A 19,232-nucleotide genomic window follows, 5' to 3' on the forward strand; every position below is an offset into this window, starting at 1 on the left:
AAGAGTTTCACGTTATGTGAAGAAACTTAACATAAGAGGGAGTGGGGTATATGAGAAAGAAATGGTTGGTTTCCATGTTAGTAATGCTTACTTTGTTCGCTTTTCCGGTCAGCGCATTTGCGGCTGCGGAGGGTCCAACTAACATTGAACTTCAAAGCGGTTTGAACTCAGCCTTTACGTTTCTGGCTGTGGTACTCGTATTCTTGATGCAAGGCGGATTTGCTTTACTCGAAGCGGGTTCAACACGGATGAAGAATGCAGGACACATTGCAGGTAAGACCATCCTGACATTGGGAATTTCAGTTATTGCCTTCTGGGGGCTGGGTTTTGGTCTAGGCTTCGGTAATGGTAATGGATTTTTTGGGACTACCGGATTCTTCCTAAGTGGAGACAGTATGGCTGCTTCCTTCGAATCACTGGCTTTCTCCGATGTTCCACTGACTATCAAATTTGTATTCCACCTCGCCTTTGCGGCGGTATCTCTGGCCATTGCCTGCGGTGGTATGGCTGAACGTGCAAAGATGAGCGTATATATCGTGTTTGGTACATTGTATACCATTATTATGTATCCGGTTGTTGCTCACTGGGTATGGGGCGGCGGCTGGTTGGCTGAGCTGGGTATGCAAGACTTTGCAGGATCGACGGTAGTTCACTTAACTGGTGCGACTGCAGCATTGGTAGCTACCATCTTGTTGAAACCACGTATCGGTAAATATAACAAAGACGGCAAACCTAACATCATTCCAGGTCACAACCAAGTGTATTCGGTACTCGGGGTTATTATCCTCTGGATCGGTTGGTTTGGATTCAACCCAGGTAGTACGTTATCTGCCATGGGGGATGGATTCTTCGGTTATGTTGCATTGACTACTAACGTAGCTGCAGCAGCAGGTGGTGTTGCTGCGCTGTTAATCTCGTGGGCAGTACTTGGTAAGTCAGATATTCCTAGCATGTTAAACGGTGTGCTTGCGGCACTCGTTGCGATTACAGGGGCATGTGCATTCGTTGAGCCTTGGGCAGCGCTGGTTATCGGTGCTTTGGCGGGTATCATCACATTCTTCACAGCACAGTACTTCGATCGTAAAGGAATTGACGATCCAATCTACGCTTTCTCCGTACATGGTATTGCGGGTATGTGGGGTGCGATTTCCACAGGTTTGTTCGCTACTCCTGAACTTGCCGAGAATGCTGGTGTAGGTCAAGCGGGTCTGTTCTATGGCGGTGGCTTCCACCAATTGGGCGTACAACTTCTAGGTCTGGCGGGTGCTTTTGCCTTCGTACTGGTGATGTCCTTCATTATTCTGGGCGGAATGAAAGCGATCATGGGCATCCGTGTTACTGAAGAAGAAGAAACAATGGGTCTGGATATCAGTGAGCACGGTACTTACGGATACCCTGAACAAATGAAAAGCGTAGATTCAAAATCCAATGGTGGTACGTTCAGCTCCTGAGTTGGATAATGCTGAAACATGCATCAAGGAGGCTGGACATGATGGAACCCATCTCGTTTACAAACTACTCCTGGTCTTATCAGGGAATCGATGGTGCGGTGTCTGTTCCAGAACTGCGCCAGGCACGTGTGATATTACAGAATGAGCTCCAGGATTTGTTGTCCGCTTCCTTGTCGCCAATCGAGTGGTACCAAACGGTAAATGAACTGCATGACCGGATTGCACGGAAAGCAGTAGAGTTATGCATTCAGGGGATGGTTGAGGAAGGCTTAGGCCAACCTCCCGTCCCCTATGCCTTTATCGTATTTGGCAGTTCTGGCAGGGAAGAAGCAACGTTATGGAGTGATCAGGACAATGGCATGATTATTAGCGATATCCCACATGAGGGTAAAGGGGCATACTTTGCCGAGCTTGGACAGCGAATCACGGATATGTTGGAAGGGCTTGGTTACGCCAAGTGCGAAGGAAAAGTTATGTGCTCAGAGTCACTGTGGAGAAAAACGCTGGCATCATGGAAGCAACAATTGGCAGAGTGGAGTTCAGATCTGAATTGGGAGCCTGTTCGTAATCTGATCATCGCTTCAGACATGCGTTTTGTTGCGGGGCAGCAGAGTCTGGCAGAGGAGTGGATCACAAGTTTTTATGAACAATTCAGACTTGTTCCTGAACTTTCGGATGCCGTTCTTCGCAATACGGTTAAACATAAAGCTACATTAAATGTACTTGGACGTGTGGTCACAGAACGATTTGGTGAACATGCAGGTGGATTTGATGTCAAGTATGGTTTGTACATCCCACTTGTGAACAGTGCCCGTTATTTGGCTTTGCAGCATGGGATCAAGGAGTCATCTACGTTAAAAAGAATGGAGAGACTGACTTCACTTGAAGCTGTTCCGTTTACACTACTGGACGCATGTCAGCGGGCCTTCATAGCCGCTTTGAAGTTTCGCCGAAGTACGCCGGTTATCATCCAAGGGGATTTGCAACATAGCAGCGGGTTCCTGGATGAGAAACAGATGAAACAAAAACAGATTCATTATGAGCTCAGGGATACGCTCGGGTTGGTACGACGAGTGCATCGTGCTTTGCAAAGACAGTTGCGTTTTGCAGAAAGGAGACGTCCATGAGAGAGCCGGCAAGGGGCAATACAGGATTCTGGAATTCGCTGCGTCAGGGAGGGGTTCCTTCCGCCATCGCTTCCATTATGGGAGCCCCTACGGCGCAACACATGGCGTTTATCCGCTCGATGATGAGAGAACAGCGCAGACCTGAGGTTCTGCATACGCCTCTAAACGAGTTAGACGCAGTTGTATTTGATCTGGAAACGACGGGTTTTTCACCCCAGCATGGGGATGAGATTATCTCATTTGGTGCGGTCCGTATACATGGTGGTGTGGTGCTGGAAGGAGAACAGTTCTATACGGTGGTGCAGTCCAAAACTGCGGTCCCGGAACATATTACTGAACTTACAGGTATTACACAGGAGATGACACTGAACGCGCCAACTTTGTTGGAGGGATTGCATGATTTCATGTCTTTTGTAGGCGGAAATGTTCTGATCGCACACGCAAGTGCGCATGATCGCGCTTTTCTCAATGCTGCGTTGTGGCGGACTTCAAAAGTAAGACTGACGCATCGTTTAATTGATACGATGATGTTGGCTCGCTGGCTTGAACCAAGCAGGCCGGGGTATGGTCTGGATGAATTACTGGAATCCAGAGGCATTCCGATCTATGGTCGTCACCATGCACTGGAAGATTCGAAAATGACTGCACAGTTATGGTCCTGTTATCTGGAGGACATGATGCGTAAAAATGTGGAGACCCTGGGTGATTTGTATACCCAGCTAAGTCACGCATAACGGAACGGGAAGCAGATGGTAAGAAGGCGCAACGTGGTGTGCTTGATCCGGCAATTCCTTCGAAGATTCAATCTGATATCCGTTCAGATGCATACGCGATCGCAACCCGCTTGTTAGGTCAGGTGAGCCGATGAGGTACATCTGAAGCAAACCGGCGAAGGCGGGAAGAGCTTGCATGTCCTCTAGGGAAGGAACAGGACTAGTCTGCGGATGAGAATGGAAGATGCCGATGAGTTTGGGTTCGGAGAAAACGCACCGAATCCATTCGGCATCGTCCAGAGCAAAATGGTGCAGCGGGTCAGGTGCTACGTTACGAATGGGCTGAAACCGACTGATTCGTATACCGCCCGCTGCGGTTTCACCCAGCATAACCCCGCAGGCTTCTTGCGGCAGCGAAAGGAACATGTGCTTACACATCTCTTGTTCTACGGAAGAAGGGATGTAGAAGGTGTTCTGCTGTCCGTGAAGTGCTGCCATTTGTATTCACCCCTCTCTCTTTGGCTCCTGCTTAGGCAGGAGTCCTTTTTCATTTTATTTTCTGTGATGTGGATTGTAAAATTTTAAAGGAAAAGGGTACAATATTAAAGAGGACATTGGTGAATTATGTTCTGGTGATCTGTAATAGATTGTCGTAAACATCTAACATGCGCGAAATAAGGTTTCAGTTTCAATAGGTTAATTATATAAAAGGGTGGCGGGTTATGAAACGAAACATATACATACTCCTCGGTGTTGTCTTACTAGTTGGTATTGCACTGGCCCAGAATGCGGGTGATGGTATTGCCGCCGTATTTAAGCAGGAGGAACCCATGCCTACTGAGACGGGTCCGCGTGCGGGTCTTCTGGCACCTCCTTTTTCTCTGACAGCAATGGATGGGAAAACGTACAATGTGGGCGGCGCCAAAGACAAGGCGACTTTCGTCAGTTTCTGGGCATCGTGGTGTGATCCGTGTAAACAGGAAGCTCCCGAGCTGAACAAAATGGCTGAGAAATATAAGGATAAGCTTGATCTCTATGGCGTTAATGTAACATCCTACGATAAACTGAAAGATGCCAAAGCTTTTGTGGATGAATACCAACTGAAGTTCCCCATTCCCTTGGACGAGAAGGGAACCGTGTATGCTCAATACAATGGGGTCGCCTTTCCAACGAATGTTCTAATTGACTCCAGAGGCGTTATACAGGAGATCATTCTGGGCATATTGCCCGAAAAAGAGTTGGAACGTAAGATTAAAGAATTAATTGCAAATTAATTACTGCAAAGAAAGAAGCCTTTGCATCCATGAATCATGGGTACAGAGGCTTCTTTTTATTTTCCGGGAAATACACTTTAATGATTACTCAGCCCGTGAGCAGGAATAGGGAGTGTCCCCGGCTCATCCTGCAATTTTTCTTGAAGCAGCGCATAGCGGAAACTATGCACGAGAGCTTCCCAACTGGCTTCAATTACGTTCTCGGATACACCAACCGTGTTCCACGTGTTTTCCGTATTTTTGGATTCGATCAAAACACGAACTTTGGCAGCAGTGGCATCCTTCTCATCCAGTACACGTACTTTGTAGTCCGAGAGATGCATGTTGGCAAGTGAAGGGAAGTATTGCACCAGTGCTTTCCGAAGTGCATTATCGAGTGCGTTAACCGGACCATTACCTTCAGCAGCGGTATAGACACTTGTTCCAGCTACATTAAGTTTGACAAAAGCTTCAGAGACTACGGATTTGCCCGCCGTTTTCTCCACAAGCATTTTGAATGATTCGAAAGTGAACAATTCTTTCATGTCACCGTTCGCCTCACGAATTAACAATTCGAGCGAGGCGTCAGCGCCTTCGAACTGATAACCCTGATGCTCCAGGTCTTTGATTTTCTCAATAATCTGACGTGAATTGGCACTGCTTGGATCGAATTCAAGCCCCAGTTCCTGTGCTTTGGATACAATATTACTCTGTCCGGCAAGTTCCGATACCAACACACGTTGCTTGTTACCGACAAGTTCAGGCACGATGTGTTCATACGTACGCGAATCCCGCAGGATGGCAGAGACGTGGATCCCACCTTTGTGAGCAAAAGCAGCATTGCCGACATAAGGCTGATTAATCGGCATGTTTACATTGGCAATCTCGCTAACATAACGAGCCACGTTGGTAAGTTGTCGCATGGACTCCTCAGTAACACATTCATAGCCAAGCTTCAGTTGCAGGTTCGGGATAATGGATGCGAGATTGGCGTTACCGCAACGCTCTCCATAACCGTTCATTGTTCCTTGAACCTGACGGGCTCCGGCTTGTACAGCGCTTAGTGTGTTGGCCACAGCCAGTTCACAGTCATTATGTGTATGGATGCCGAGATGTGCATGAGGCAGGCTTCTATGCAGTGTTGATACGATCTCGTACACCTCGTTTGGCATGGTCCCGCCGTTGGTATCACACATGACGAGCCAGTCCGCTCCAGCCTCGTGAGCCTTGGTCAAGACAGCTTGAGCATACTCCGGGTTATGTTTGAATCCGTCAAAGAAGTGTTCTGCATCAAAGATGACTTCCATACCGTTCTGTTTCAGATAGGCGATGGAATCATAGATCATGGACAAGTTCTCTTCCAGGGTGGTTTGCAAAGCAGTATGCACGTGGAAGTCCCATGATTTACCGACTAAGGTTGCAGCTTGGGCGCCAGATTCGATCATGCGTTTCAGGTTGGCGTCTTCACTGGCGACGCTGCCTTTACGGCGTGTACTGCCAAAAGCAACGACCTTTGCGTTCAGGTTTAACTCCTTGACTCTTTTGAAAAACTCAATGTCCTTGGTATTGCTGCCGGGAATTCCGCCTTCAATATAATGGACACCCAGGTCATCAAGCTTCTTGGCAATTTTGAGTTTGTCGTCTGCCGATAAGCTGACACCCTCCCCTTGTGTGCCGTCACGTAAAGTCGTATCGAAGATGGAAATGGCCTTTGACATGAAGATCCTCCTTTGAGATAAAGCGCTCTTTTAAAAGTTTGGATTGTAAGTTGGGAAAAGCAGTTAAGTACGGTAATGGACAAATCCTTCAATTCGGCAACGCTACACTGTGTTAAACTGGATGCGTTGATTTGTCCTAAAGTTGTCAATTTGTATAATTAATTATTATAGCACCATTATAGCCAAATGCTACATCGAAATCACAGTTTCATGTAATAATTAATGGATTTTAGAGCTAAAAGAAGGATGTTAATCATAATCCGGATGTATGTTATAATTTATTATTGAGTTTTAATAGGAATATGTGGAAAAAAAGGAGGGTTGATTTTGACTTTTGTATGGGAAAATACGATTATTGCCCTGATCACGTTGATTCTTTTTGTGAGTGTAGGCTGGTTGGTTATTCGATCTCTGATCAGATCTCGGAGAAAATAAAAGCCCGCGACTGAATTTACATAACGGGTTTGATATACTATAGAAGAAAGAAATTCGTTTCATTAATTAGTGTGCATGAAAGGGCGGGGGTCATGATGTCTTCAGACGGCAATCCTCCAGCGAATGTGGATCAATATTACCCTACAGCCGGACGGGTGATACTGCATGTGGATATGAATGCTTTCTACTGCTCTGTACATGAAGCGGAAGAACCGGATCTATATAGAGGAAAAGCAACGGCCGTTGCGGGAAGTAGTGAACTGCGCAAGGGTGTAATTGTAACCTGCTCATATACCGCTCGTAACCGAGGGATCTCAACAGGTATGGTTGTACACCAAGCCATGAAAAAGTGCCCTGACCTCATTGTGATTCGTCCCGATTTTCATCTATACCGTCAATATTCAAGAGCGTTCATGCAGATTGCATATAGTTATACGCCTCAACTTGAGGCAACATCCATTGATGAGTGTTATCTTGATATTACAGGCTCAAGACAATTCGGGAATCCAATGGAGATTGCGGAGAGCATTCAGCGTAGAATCAAGGATGAATTGGGACTGCCTTGTTCCATTGGTATTGCACCCAACAAATTATTGGCGAAAATGGCTTCGGATCTGAAAAAACCGAACGGTATCTCCATTTTGCGCATGAGGGACGTACCCCGGATTCTTTGGCACAGGCCATGTAACGAAATGTTTGGCATTGGCAAAAAAACGGCTGAAAAATTGAAAAAAATAGGCATTGAAACCATTGGTCAATTGGCCAAGTCGGATGAGAACATGTTGACCGAACTATTTGGAGTCAATGGAGCCTGGCTCAAAAACTCTGCAAATGGCATTAACCATTCCGCGGTTCACGCAGAACGGGAAGCCAATAAGTCCATTGGGCATACGACAACTCTGCCGGCGGATGTATCGGATATGAATGAGATTCATCGGGTATTCCTCAATATAAGTGATCAGGTCGCCAGAAGATTGCGTAAGCACGAAATGTTCAGCCAGGGTATTCAGATTACGATCCGGACACCCGATATGAAGACGATCACCCGATCACGTCTAATGGAAGTTCCTACGGAGGATGCAGTCGTCATTTACCGTGAGGCATGTCAATTATTTGAGAAGCATTGGGGAAGTGGCAAGCCTGTACGTATGCTGGGTGTGACACTTCAAAACCTGATTCCAAGAGAGGAATCTGCTGTGCAGATGGACTTGTTCGAATATGAGCAGAAGCCCAAAAAGGACAATCTGATTCGGATTATGGATCAGTTACGTGATAAATTTGGTGAGAATGCTGTTGTGACTGCAGGCATGCTTGGGGACGATCCTTCCGTACTGCTTCGTAATCATAAAGTGCGGGGGACTTCACTGCAAAAAGATAACTTGCAAAGTCTTGATTAAATAGGGGATAATAGAGACTTATGGTTGCAAAATGATTTGTAATTATTCTTACTTTGGTTTAATATGTTTCTAGATAAAAACACTGTACGTTTCGAATTATAGGAGGAGAGAATGTAAATGAGTAAATATACTTGGGTTGAAAAAGACACATGCATCGCTTGTGGCGCTTGCGGAGCAACGGCTCCAGACATCTACGATTACGATGATGAAGGTTTGGCAGAAGTTATCTTTGACGGCGACGCTAACAAAGGGATCAAAGCGATTCCAGACGACTTGTTTGACGATATGCAGGATGCATGCGACGGCTGCCCTACAGATTCAATCAAAGTAGCGGACGAGCCTTTCAATAAAGAGGGCTAATTTCTTACTTGCTCACAGAGCACTTTCTGTTGTCTTACGACAAGGGAAGGTGCTTTTTTTGTTTTCGTCTATCTGTATTTATCTGATCCGTGGATCAAGGACGAACCTTGTCGACCTTTTTCCCACCGGGTACTCAAGTCCTATGGATTCAACGACAGTTTATGCCGATATATAAGGATATACGGAAAAAGGCGAAATAGTGGAGGATCGGATGCAAAATACTCATCTAAGAACATATGTCAAGAAACATCCAGACAATAAAATGGCCTGGTATTTGCTTGGAAAGGAGTACTTGGGCGAAGGACAGGAGGCCAAAGCCAACTATTGCTTTCAGCAAGCGGGCGAGGTCTACGAGGCATTTGAGCGCAGTAAAGCTCCTGCCGACATCTGGGTAGACTATCAGGAGAAACTGGTGGAGATGTCCGAGCAAAAGGAGAAAAAACAACGTAGACGCAAAATGTGGCTTACGTTATTCATGTTGCTTGTACTGGCAGGTCTGCCACCTGCGGACGCTCCAGGTTTCAGTCGTGAAGCGGCAGACGCGCTATCGGCGGCACTGGAATCCACAGATGACATCGCAGAGCCTGTAGAGGCGGATAAACAGGCTGTAAGTACAGCCACGCCACCAAGTAATGTGTTCACCGCTGCGGCGTTTGGCGGGGGCAATCATGGTGAGGCTGCGCTCGCAGCTGCATGGTCCGGATCTGGACCAAAAGTAGAGACTTCGGCTGTATTGGGAATGCAAACCTCGGAGGATTGGTCTTTGTGGAAGCGAAATATGCCTGTGAAATACATTGTGCAGACGAATACAAGCGGGAAACTAACTGCACAGAGTTATGATGCCAAGCAGTGTAACTGTGAACCTCCAGAAGTCACGCCGAAGATCAAAAAGATGGCTATGGCGTGGACCGCGAAGCAGGAAGCCGCTGCATCATTATCAAGTGCAATTGTTGCTTATCGCAAAAAAAATGACGCTTGGCCCAAGAGTGTAACGCAAATGGCTCAGCCATTTCCAAATAATATTCTCGGAGAGACGGCGCCAGGCATGACCGAGATGTTTCCGAAGCTGCTAGCCTTGCATCAAGGAAAGGCACAGCAAGGAAAGAGTGAAGCCGGTGGAGCAGATAACAGTTCGACGACTTCGAATTCGTCTCAAGGACAGAATGCCGCTTTTGCGGATACGCTGGGAGGACAACCTTTTTTGCAGGAACCGCTTGAGATTGTCATTGATAAGGATATACATAAACTTGCATTAATCAGTGGGGATACGATTGTTCGGATGTATGATGTGGGACTTGGGGGTGATCGAACACCGGAAGGTTCATATGTCATTACGGATAAAGTGGTGAATCCGAATGGACGTTCGAATGGTGAGTTTGGAAGCAGGGGGATGCAGCTCTCCAACACGAATTATGCTATCCATGGGACCAACGAGCCAGACAGTATCGGACTGGATGAGTCCCTTGGATGTGTGAGAATGCGTACAGGAGATGTAGAAGAGTTGTTTGCTCTTGCTCCGCAAGGTACTCCGGTACGCATTGGAGAAGATCTACTGCCAGATCTGACACTTGTTCCAGAAGCAAAGCAGCGTTATCAGCATACGCTTGTTCCAAAGCAAGATAACCCGAACAAAACGTATCATTGGCTGAATTGATCTGTTGGATATGTAGAATCAGACGGGTTTAGCCTGAATCATCTACATATTGGCAATAATGATAAGAGCACCAATAATGATGATCAAGCCGCCTACACATGCTGCAGTCCATGCAATGGCTTTGCGATTCACTTCTTCTTTCTTTTGCTGTAATGCAGGTGGTTTACGTTTGGGAGCCATGAGTTATTCCTCCTTATTGGAATAGAACTGGTGTAGAGTAACCATGCTCTCATTGTAAAGAATTCAACTCGTCATTACCAGTGGACGGGTGGATTTCTTGTGAGCATTTTGCATGATTCGATTTGTGGTGTCTATGCGTAAACTACTTTCCTTTTTAATAAGAAACAGATAGACTTGTGTGTAGAGTGTTTTTTTACATATGAAAAGGCGGAAAACGGCTTATTGGCGTACCGGACCAGAACGGAGTGAGTGATTTGTTATACAGAAGTCTTGCTAAACCTTTGTTGTTCAAAATGGACCCTGAACAGGCCCATCATCTGATTATTGGCGGCCTTAGTGGCGTGGGTAGCATCCGTCCGGTTCCTTCCGGACTGCGAGTGATGTACGGCGTTCGTGAAACGTCTGATCTGGCTGTTGACATGTTTGGGTGTCATTTCCCTACACCTGTTGGTCTGGCGGCGGGTCTGGACAAAAACGGACAGGCCGTAACGGGCTTTTCTTCCATCGGATTTGGATTCATGGAAGTGGGAACCGTGACACCACTTGCACAACCAGGTAACGACCAACCACGGCTGTTCCGTTTGCCGCCAGATGAGGCTTTGGTGAACCGAATGGGCTTCAACAATCTTGGTGCGGAAGCCATGGCGGGTGAGTTGGCACGTCTACAGGATCGGCGTATTCCAGTGGCTGTTAACATCGGCAAAAATAAGGCAACGTCTAATGAGGAAGCTCACCTGGACTATTCCAAGTGCATACAGGCACTATACGATTATGCTGATCTGTTCGTGGTGAATATCAGTTCACCAAATACACCGGATTTGCGTAATCTGCAACATGGGAATGAATTGAAGGAACTGCTCGCTGCGGTTATGAACGAGATGAACGCGCAGCATGCGCGAGCAGGCGGAGCGACCAAATCCGTTCTGGTGAAGATCGCACCGGATGTGAATGATCAGGAACTTGAATACATGGTTCGCACGATTGCAGACAGTGGTGTTGCTGGCATTATTGCAACGAACACGACCATCAGTCGTACAGGACTTTCCCACCAACATGCGAAGGAAACGGGTGGTCTGAGCGGTAAACCTCTGCGTGAACGTTCAACGGAGATTATTCGCCAGATCTATCGTCAGACCGAAGGCAAACTTCCTATCATCGGTTCAGGTGGCATCTTCACAAGTGAGGATGCATACGAGAAAATTAAAGCCGGAGCCAGCCTGGTCGAAATATATACCGCATTGATCTATGAAGGACCTGAGGTGAATCGGCGCATTCATGCCGGACTGCGTGAATTACTACGCAAGGATGGTTATCGTCATATCTCTGAAGCGGTTGGTGCAGAGCATCGTTAAGAAGGATTGTGATTCCCCGGTATGAAAATATAGAAGCATGGAAGAGCGTAATATGGTTCGGGACTCTTCCCCCCACCAAACATCATGTATAATGGAATAGAACAGGGGACGCTATAGAGACAGGAGGCATAAGCATGGACGGTAGAGACTGGGGTACATTTTTACTTCCTTATGAACAAGCGGTAGAGGAATTAAAAGTCAAGTTTAAGACAATGCGAGCGGAGCTGAAAAAACGGGAAGAGTATGCCCCGATTGAATTCGTTACCGGTCGTGTCAAAAAAATATCCAGTATTCTGGAGAAATCCAGACGACTGAATGTGTCGCTTGATGACGTGGAGACAGGCATTGAGGATATTGCAGGTATCCGTATCATGTGCCAATTCGTAGATGATATCCGTCGGGTTGCCGAATACATTCGAGGCCGCAAGGATCTCACGGTGCTCATTGAGAAAGATTATATTACGAATTTCAAAGAGAGTGGCTATCGCAGCTTCCATATGATTATTGAGTATCCCGTTCAGACGGCTCTGGGACAAAAGATCGTATTGGCCGAGATTCAGATCCGGACACTTGCCATGAATTTCTGGGCTACGATTGAACATTCTCTGAGTTACAAATTTCGGGAGAGTTTACCGGATGATATGCGAGCCAGGTTGAAAAAAACAGCGGAGGCCGCTTTTGTACTGGATAATGAGATGTCTGCCATTCGTCTACAGATTTTGGAGGCACAGAAGGCATTTGAGGATGATTCCAATATCGTGTCAAGAACATTGAATATCATTCATCAATTATACTTCTACCACCTTGTCAGTGAAGCGATTGAAGCACAGAAGCGTTTTAACGATTACTGGGAACGACATGATATGGAAGGGCTCAAAGACTTGCTGGATGACGTGAAAGCACTTCTGAACAACGCCAGAAAGGGCGAAAACCCGGATGAGCATCTATGAGCCACTGTACATTGATTACTTAATCTACTTCAATCGGGATCAGGATTATTTCGAGTGCCATGAAGTGCTGGAAGAATTGTGGCTTGAACGGAACCGGGATTCTCTCTATAAAGGATTGCTGCAGATTGCGGTTGGTTTATACCACTTCAGGAATGGCAATCTCCGCGGAGGAACGATGATGTTACAGAGTTCACTTGACCTTCTGGAACCTTATCCTGATACGATTCTGGGCATTGACCTTGGGGCTTTGGTACGGGATGTACAGGAAATCGTGAAGGAACTGTCCCAATCAGATGATCAGTCTGTGTCTTACAGGGATTTGTCCATACGAATTGTTGATGAGGTCTTGGAACAGGAGATATCTAGAAGATCACTTGAGCTAAAACCTAATATTCCGCAACGCCGGAGTCCTACCAGAGGGCGCATATACGAAGAGAAGATGAAGGCGATGAAGCAGGGTGAAAGTTGAGTTGTAATCAGCGTTAGCATTCATACGAGCATCTCATGGATATGAAATTCCATGGTTATGAAACACCCCGATTATTCCTGTCAAGGAACAATCGGGGTGTTTTTGAATGTTGCGTCATATTCAGATAATTGCAGGTGGTACAGCCTGTCCTCTATTAGAACAGTGTATGATGATCGAAGTGCCTGCTCGGCGATACTGTGGAAACGTATCTATCCGTTAGCTTGCCGAAGGAGTGGCATTGCCTTTATATTTTTCGAAAAATTGTTTGTAATCGTCTAACGTGTAGCCTTGATCACTGCCATTCTCTTGCAGTCCGCCAACCATACGGTCTTTCTCGACACCAGCTTCATAATAGACGAGTGTAGGCGTGAACTCGATGTTGTAATCGGTCCATCCTGCTTCGAATTCGCGAAGATTGAACTGCGGAAGCTCAATACCTTCACTGTCAACCAGTGGCATCAACTGAGGTGTTGTGGCACGGCAGTGCGAGCAGTCGGAAGCGAAGAAATAAACAAAGAAGCTGTCTTTGTTATCAATCTTGGCTTTGAGATCCGCGGGAAGAATGATTTGTTGGTAATTGGGATCACTAAGTAGCTCCCGTGTCGCTGGATTAAGCTTGGAAGCAGCGATGCCATAAGCATTTTCCACTGAATCCATCTGTTTCTTGGATTGTTGGTCTACAACAACCAGTGCAGCAATCATAACGACTAAAATACCCAGGAAAATAAGGATCGCAGCACTTTTCTTTTTCTTCTTGGATTTCATCGGACATCCCCCATCGATCATATCGAATTATAGTTTGGGCAAAAATATAGGTTGGGATAATATGCATAAACACCCGGATTTTTGCTCAGGAATCAATCTACTTGCCATTATACTACATTACACGCTGTAGTGGAATAGATACGATATGATAGGAAAGCAAAGCTTGGATATGATAAAATAAAACGATATTGCAATCTTACCAAGACAGGATGAGTGGGAATATGGGTGTAAAGTTACCTTTGATATTTGCTGAGCGAATGAAAAGTTTGCTGGGTGATGAGTTTGAACAATTTATGAAATCTTATGAACAGTCTCCTCATGCGGGACTGAGAGTCAATACGCTGAAAATATCGATGGAACAGTTCGATGAGATTGCTCCGTTTGATCTAAGACCTATTCCTTGGTGTGAGACAGGATTCTATGTACCTCATGGTGTTAAACCGGGGCTGCACCCTTATTATCATGCTGGTCTGTATTATATACAGGAACCAAGTGCAATGGCTCCAGTTGAATTATTGCAGGTGAAGCCTGGTGATCGTGTGCTTGATCTGTGTGCTGCCCCAGGAGGGAAAACGACACAGATTGCTGCGAAGCTGCAAGGCAAGGGTGTGCTTGTCACGAACGATATCCATGCTGAACGCACCAAAGCGCTGGCCAAGAACGTGGAATTGTACGGGGTGCGGAACGCCGTTGTTTTGAATGAGTCGCCCGAGCGGATCGCGAATGCATTTCCTCATTATTTTGACAAAGTATTAATTGATGCGCCTTGTTCAGGTGAAGGTATGTTCCGCAAGGATGAAGACATGGTGAAATCGTGGGAACATCATTCGGTGGAAAAATGTGTACTCATGCAGCGGGATATTTTGGAGACTGCCGCACGATTACTGGCTCCAGGAGGGACAATTGTATATTCGACATGTACCTTTGCGCCGGAGGAAAATGAAGCGATGATTGCGGAGTTTCTGAATCTAAACCGTGATTTCGTTGTGAAGGACATTTCTGAAGAGACAGGATTTGCTCCAGGGCGTCCGGAATGGGTGCGTCAGATGATGCCTGAGAAGGCTGATGATACAAAAGAAGTGCTGGATCAAACGCGTGGTACCGCAAGATTGTGGCCTCACCTTTTGGAAGGGGAAGGACATTATGTCGCTGTATTACAGCATCGTGCAGAGCAAGGACTCGAAACAGATCAACCAGGAGTAGTTCAAGAAGGAGCAATGGAGTATGGACAGGTCGAGGATGTGTCCAGGATTGAAGTAGAGGGGAACCAGGATCACTCTATTGCTGCTTCTTCAATTGCTATGACCAAGGCTGATCGTAAAAAGGAACGTTTGCTGCGAATCGAATCCAGAGAGTCCCATGACAGACAAGCTGGTGGAGGCAAGAATACGAGTAGATCGAGCAAAAAAGGTAAAGATTACAGTGGACGTAAATCGGAACGGGGTCAGGGACGCGGAGCTGATCCGGCAAGTATGGACCCGATTACGATCTATACTTCGTTTATGAAAGAACAATTGGAGATGGATCTAACTGGAGAAACGGTATGTTACGGAGATCGTGTGTATCAATCATCGGTAGGTGCAGCAAGGTTGGAGGGACTGAAAGTCATTCGCCCAGGCTGGTTTATGGGCACAATCAAGAATGGCCGATTTGTTCCTTCCCACCCGCTTGCGTGTGCTCTGAATGCATCTGAGGCACGGCGAAGCGTGAATCTGTCATCGGCTAATGGCGAAGCCGTGAGGTACCTCAAGGGTGAAACGTTGAATATCGAAGAAGAACGAGTGGTGCTCAAGGCGGATACAGTCGCCAAAGGGTATGTTCTTGTGTGTGTAGATGGTTATGCCGCTGGCTGGGGAAAATGGCTGGATGGTGTATTGAAGAATGAATATCCGGCAGGCTGGAGGTGGACATCGGTATGAGTGGAAAAGGCAAACAAACGCTGCGTCTGGACAAAGTGTTAAGTCATATGGGTGTGGGAACACGAAGTGAACTCAAAAAGATGGTGAAGCAAGGCAGAATTCATGTGGACGGCAAGGCAGTCAAAGACAGTGGTGTACAGGTGAATCCGGAGGTCAACGTCATTGAAGCCGATGGAGAGCGGATTGTGTATCGGGAGATGATCTATCTAATGCTGCATAAACCTCCGGGTGTCGTGTCTGCTACGGAGGACAACAGAGATAAGACGGTGCTGGATCTGCTGCGCAAAGAGGATCGGGTGTTCAATCCTTTTCCTGTGGGACGATTGGATAAGGATACGGAGGGACTGCTCATTCTCACGAATGATGGTCCACTTGCCCATGATCTGTTATCTCCACGCAAGCATGTGCCCAAAACCTACGAAGCCCGTGTATTGGGAAATGTGGATGATGCGGATGTGCAACGTTTCAAAGCGGGCATTCAATTGGATGACGGATACGAGACGTTGCCTGCTGAGCTAACTATACTTGGTCATGAAGAGACGGAAGAAGGCACGATCTCGTCGATCTCGCTTATTATTCACGAGGGGAAATTTCATCAGGTGAAACGTATGTTTCAGGCGGTGGGCAAGCGAGTGATCTATCTGAAACGCGTAGCGATGGGTGAGCTTGAATTAGCTTCCGATCTAGCCATCGGAAGCTATCGTGAACTAACCGCAGACGAGTTAAACCTTCTGCGGAAGTAAAGCTCCCGTCCTGCGCGAAGCGGAGCAGGGAGCTGTGGAGGGGGCGAAGCCCCGATACGACCGCCGAAGGCGAGAAAGCTCCCGTCCTGCGCGAAGCGGAGCAGGGAGTTGTGGAGGGAGGCGAAGCCCCGATACGAACGCCGAAGGCGGGAAAGCTCCCGCTCTTCACGAAGTGAAGCAGGGAGTTGTGGAAGGAGGCGAAGCCCTGATACGAACGCCGAAGGCGGGAAAGCTCCCGCTCTTCACGAAGTGAAGCAGGGAGTTGTGGAAGGAAGCGAAGCCCTGATACGAACGCCGAAGGCGGGAAAGCTCCCGTTCTTCACGAAGTGAAGCAGGGAGTTGTGGAAGGAAGCGAAGCCCCGATACGACCGCCGAAGGCGAGAAAGCTCCCGTTCTTCACGAAGTGAAGCAGGGAGTTGTGGAGGGAAGCGAAGCCCCGATACGACCGCCGAAGGCGAGAAAGCTCCCGTCCTGCGCGAAGCGGAGCAGGGAGCCGGGCAGAAAGCGAAGCCCTGCCCGAAATGGTCCCGGTTAAGCTTGGGTGGGATCGCCGCTGAAAAGCGGTGTTCCCGGCAACAAGCGTTCCTACGCCAACCGTTACATAGCAAGACCCGACCTACCACCGATGAGCAAGACGGGAGTCCAGAGGGCAGAGCTCTCTGGGGCCCTCCCTCGGAAGGGAGGGTTTGGGTGGGTGCGACTACTTAATAGATGAGGAATGAAGCCAGAATGACGTATAAACTAATTGCACTAGATGTAGATGGAACACTGCTGAATGACCATCATGAACTAACCGAATGGACTCAGGAGACCTTGATCCAAGCTTCCCGTCAGGGAGCAGAGATCGTTCTTTGTTCAGGTAGAGGTCCTGCCAATACGATTCCTTTCATGGAGCAGATGGGACTGGATGGATATGTGATTACACATAATGGCGCTGTAACGGCGCAAGTGGATACTCGTGAGGTGGTTCATCATTTTGCATTGGATGGACAAGGACTGGAGCCGATCATATCCTACTGTCGAACCAATGGAGTACATTTTGACATCAATACGGCATTTGGTCTGTATGTGGATCAACCAGAAGGTCTGGGATTGCAGGTGCGTGAGATGTATTACAACTTTATGGCAGAGCCACTGAAATTACCTAAGTGGGTTGACATGACAGAACCGCTGGCCAAGTTCACTGCATTTGGACCGATTGAACAGATGGATGCCGTACTTCAGGAGTGGTCTACCTGGAATCTGCCTTATTATATGACACGGAGTGGTGATTTTTTTATTGACCTGATGCATCCCGAAGCGTCCAAAGGTGCTGCGCTTAAAAGGCTTGCCGAATCCAAAGGAATCATGCCTTCGGAGATCATGGCGATTGGCAACTACTTCAATGATATTACGATGCTGACTTTTGCGGGCAAAGGCATTGCCATGGATAACTCACCGGACGAGGTGAAAGCTGCTGCGGACGAGGTGACCCTCTCCAATAACGAGCAGGGAGTAGCACACGCAATCCGAAAATATGTCTTATCGGTTTAATCCTGCATCTTATACGTAAAATGCACGCTTTCCTCATAATCTACCGCCCTCAGGGGCATCCTAAGAGAATAACGTTAGGAATCGAGGAGGACACGTGATGAAATATGATGTGGAATTGGTTGCAGACCTGCGGACATCAGGTGGAGAAGTGCAGGACGTGATGATCAATGGTCAATATGCAGGCTCACTTTTTCTCGTGTACAGAGAAGGAGACCGTTTATCAGGCAGTCTTCAGATCGATCAGGAGTCTCTGCCAGATGACACAGAGCAACTTATTGTGGATAAAGTGCATACCTATGTCCGATCTCTTGCAGATGCGTTGGAAGCTGCATATTATGAAGTGCTGGTTAGTTGCGGCTCATTGCACTCAGTTCTGCATAAGCCTGAGTCAGATACGATGTGGCCGTCTGAGGATATGAATCATCACGATGGCAGCTATGACGATATAGACAGCAGTGAAAGTAAGGTAATTCCTGTTTCACAAGCCGAATCGTTTACATATGAAGATCGGGATCAGGTTCTGGAGATGGAAATGGTAAGCGCAGGACGCAGCATATCCACCTATATATTCAATGATGTCGAAGGACAGGAGCTTGCAGAAGCTTCTCTAAAACAATATGGCGCTGATGTCCAAGGTGAAATACACTGGTATGACGAGCCGGAAGAGAACCAATTGGAAGCCGCAGCAGAGTTGCTGGTCAGAGAGCTGGATGAGGACATCATCGATACGATTACGATCCGCATGTGGCATCAGGGGAATGAACTCGAGACGTTAGAGTGGATACATCGCGATTTCTCCGAGGAATTTGAGGATCTGGATGAATCCGATCAGGATGAGCTGGAAGCTGCTGAAGAAGCATGTTATGTCATGCTGAAACGTAAGGACCGGGAGTTCCGGGTGTATGAGCTATTTCTTCAGGAACGAGGTGGGTTGCCTGTCGGAACAGCAACAATAGACACCTCTCAATCCGATCTGACGGGATACATTGATTACGAGGTTCCTGGAACCAGTGTGCAGCGAAAGAGCCTGGTCGAAGTGTTGATGCAGGAGTTGGACAAGGAGATGGAGTTTGATACCCTTCATCTTACGATGTTGTATCGAAATCAGATTATTGATGAAGCCAGAATAGATGGGTAAAAGGCAACTGCCTTTTACCTTTTTTTGTTCTCATTTTGACGAAAAATTCATTTCCCGGTATAGTACCATTAGTTT

General features: G+C 47.1%; 18 protein-coding genes. 14 read left to right on the forward strand and 4 right to left on the reverse strand.

The window, feature by feature from the left end:
- Window positions 1–50: 50 nt before the first annotated feature.
- From NLBNIHML_RS27645 to NLBNIHML_RS27655, 3 genes are read left to right on the forward strand one after another with little or no spacing between them, the layout of a single operon-like run.
- The gene (locus NLBNIHML_RS27645; RefSeq protein WP_339260276.1) at window positions 51–1,451 is read left to right on the forward strand and encodes an ammonium transporter; all 1,401 of its coding nucleotides are present in this window, start codon (window positions 51–53) and stop codon (window positions 1,449–1,451) included.
- 41 nt (window positions 1,452–1,492) lie between these two features.
- The gene (locus NLBNIHML_RS27650; protein ID WP_445252967.1) at window positions 1,493–2,578 is read left to right on the forward strand and encodes a DUF294 nucleotidyltransferase-like domain-containing protein; all 1,086 of its coding nucleotides are present in this window, start codon (window positions 1,493–1,495) and stop codon (window positions 2,576–2,578) included.
- Complete coding sequence (locus NLBNIHML_RS27655; protein WP_339241186.1) at window positions 2,575–3,312, forward strand: exonuclease domain-containing protein; 738 nt, start codon at window positions 2,575–2,577, stop codon at window positions 3,310–3,312. The genes NLBNIHML_RS27650 and NLBNIHML_RS27655 overlap by 4 nt, the downstream gene beginning before the upstream one ends.
- On the opposite strand, the gene NLBNIHML_RS27660 is transcribed toward NLBNIHML_RS27655, so the two are convergent.
- Complete coding sequence (locus NLBNIHML_RS27660) at window positions 3,298–3,789, reverse strand: M67 family metallopeptidase (RefSeq protein WP_339241188.1); 492 nt, start codon at window positions 3,787–3,789, stop codon at window positions 3,298–3,300. The genes NLBNIHML_RS27655 and NLBNIHML_RS27660 overlap by 15 nt on opposite strands.
- Before the next feature lie 224 nt (window positions 3,790–4,013).
- Here NLBNIHML_RS27660 and NLBNIHML_RS27665 point away from each other — a divergent pair, with 224 nt between their 5' ends.
- On the forward strand, window positions 4,014–4,565 hold the full coding sequence (locus NLBNIHML_RS27665) for a TlpA family protein disulfide reductase (protein WP_494353258.1): 552 nt from the start codon (window positions 4,014–4,016) through the stop codon (window positions 4,563–4,565).
- A gap of 77 nt (window positions 4,566–4,642) precedes the next feature.
- Here the strand turns inward: NLBNIHML_RS27665 and cimA are convergent, their stop codons facing one another.
- Window positions 4,643–6,262, reverse strand: a complete 1,620-nt coding sequence (cimA, locus tag NLBNIHML_RS27670) for a citramalate synthase (RefSeq protein ID WP_339241194.1) — start codon at window positions 6,260–6,262, stop codon at window positions 4,643–4,645.
- Window positions 6,263–6,792: 530 nt separating this feature from the next.
- Between cimA and NLBNIHML_RS27675 the strand changes: the two genes are divergently transcribed.
- The 3 genes from NLBNIHML_RS27675 to NLBNIHML_RS27685 all read left to right on the forward strand — a co-directional run bounded on the left by NLBNIHML_RS27675 (window position 6,793) and on the right by NLBNIHML_RS27685 (window position 10,108).
- Entirely contained in the window at window positions 6,793–8,094 is a 1,302-nt protein-coding gene (locus tag NLBNIHML_RS27675; protein ID WP_339261373.1) for a DNA polymerase IV, read from the forward strand.
- A 117-nt stretch (window positions 8,095–8,211) separates the two neighbouring features.
- Window positions 8,212–8,454, forward strand: coding sequence for a ferredoxin (locus NLBNIHML_RS27680; protein WP_090924741.1), 243 nt, complete (start codon window positions 8,212–8,214; stop codon window positions 8,452–8,454).
- A 211-nt stretch (window positions 8,455–8,665) separates the two neighbouring features.
- A complete protein-coding gene (locus NLBNIHML_RS27685; RefSeq protein ID WP_494353259.1) occupies window positions 8,666–10,108 on the forward strand; it encodes a L,D-transpeptidase in 1,443 nt (480 codons plus the stop codon).
- 42 nt (window positions 10,109–10,150) lie between these two features.
- Here the strand turns inward: NLBNIHML_RS27685 and NLBNIHML_RS27690 are convergent, their stop codons facing one another.
- The gene (locus NLBNIHML_RS27690) at window positions 10,151–10,288 is read right to left on the reverse strand and encodes a hypothetical protein (protein ID WP_339241200.1); all 138 of its coding nucleotides are present in this window, start codon (window positions 10,286–10,288) and stop codon (window positions 10,151–10,153) included.
- A gap of 254 nt (window positions 10,289–10,542) precedes the next feature.
- Here NLBNIHML_RS27690 and NLBNIHML_RS27695 point away from each other — a divergent pair, with 254 nt between their 5' ends.
- The 3 genes from NLBNIHML_RS27695 (at window position 10,543) to NLBNIHML_RS27705 (ending at window position 13,059) form a co-directional block, all read left to right on the forward strand.
- Window positions 10,543–11,640, forward strand: coding sequence for a quinone-dependent dihydroorotate dehydrogenase (locus NLBNIHML_RS27695; protein ID WP_339241202.1), 1,098 nt, complete (start codon window positions 10,543–10,545; stop codon window positions 11,638–11,640).
- Window positions 11,641–11,774: 134 nt separating this feature from the next.
- Complete coding sequence (gene yjbM / locus NLBNIHML_RS27700; RefSeq protein WP_494353260.1) at window positions 11,775–12,590, forward strand: GTP diphosphokinase; 816 nt, start codon at window positions 11,775–11,777, stop codon at window positions 12,588–12,590.
- Window positions 12,577–13,059 carry a DUF309 domain-containing protein gene (locus NLBNIHML_RS27705; protein WP_339241206.1) on the forward strand — a complete coding sequence of 161 codons (483 nt, stop codon included), beginning with the start codon at window positions 12,577–12,579 and terminating at the stop codon, window positions 13,057–13,059. Before yjbM ends, NLBNIHML_RS27705 begins: the two co-directional genes overlap by 14 nt.
- 216 nt (window positions 13,060–13,275) lie before the next feature.
- Here NLBNIHML_RS27705 and NLBNIHML_RS27710 read toward each other — a convergent pair whose 3' ends face one another.
- Window positions 13,276–13,824: a thioredoxin family protein gene (locus NLBNIHML_RS27710; protein WP_339241208.1), complete on the reverse strand. Its 549-nt coding sequence runs from the start codon at window positions 13,822–13,824 to the stop codon at window positions 13,276–13,278.
- Window positions 13,825–14,045: 221 nt separating this feature from the next.
- Between NLBNIHML_RS27710 and NLBNIHML_RS27715 the strand changes: the two genes are divergently transcribed.
- The 4 genes from NLBNIHML_RS27715 to NLBNIHML_RS27730 all read left to right on the forward strand — a co-directional run bounded on the left by NLBNIHML_RS27715 (window position 14,046) and on the right by NLBNIHML_RS27730 (window position 19,157).
- Window positions 14,046–15,743 carry an RsmB/NOP family class I SAM-dependent RNA methyltransferase gene (locus NLBNIHML_RS27715; protein ID WP_494353261.1) on the forward strand — a complete coding sequence of 566 codons (1,698 nt, stop codon included), beginning with the start codon at window positions 14,046–14,048 and terminating at the stop codon, window positions 15,741–15,743.
- On the forward strand, window positions 15,740–16,486 hold the full coding sequence (locus NLBNIHML_RS27720; protein ID WP_472478836.1) for a pseudouridine synthase: 747 nt from the start codon (window positions 15,740–15,742) through the stop codon (window positions 16,484–16,486). Before NLBNIHML_RS27715 ends, NLBNIHML_RS27720 begins: the two co-directional genes overlap by 4 nt.
- Before the next feature lie 729 nt (window positions 16,487–17,215).
- On the forward strand, window positions 17,216–18,019 hold the full coding sequence (locus NLBNIHML_RS27725; protein WP_494353262.1) for a Cof-type HAD-IIB family hydrolase: 804 nt from the start codon (window positions 17,216–17,218) through the stop codon (window positions 18,017–18,019).
- A 97-nt stretch (window positions 18,020–18,116) separates the two neighbouring features.
- The gene (locus tag NLBNIHML_RS27730) at window positions 18,117–19,157 is read left to right on the forward strand and encodes a hypothetical protein (RefSeq protein ID WP_494353263.1); all 1,041 of its coding nucleotides are present in this window, start codon (window positions 18,117–18,119) and stop codon (window positions 19,155–19,157) included.
- The last annotated feature ends 75 nt before the right edge of the window (window positions 19,158–19,232 follow it).

This window comes from Paenibacillus sp. JNU01 (assembly GCF_059130585.1).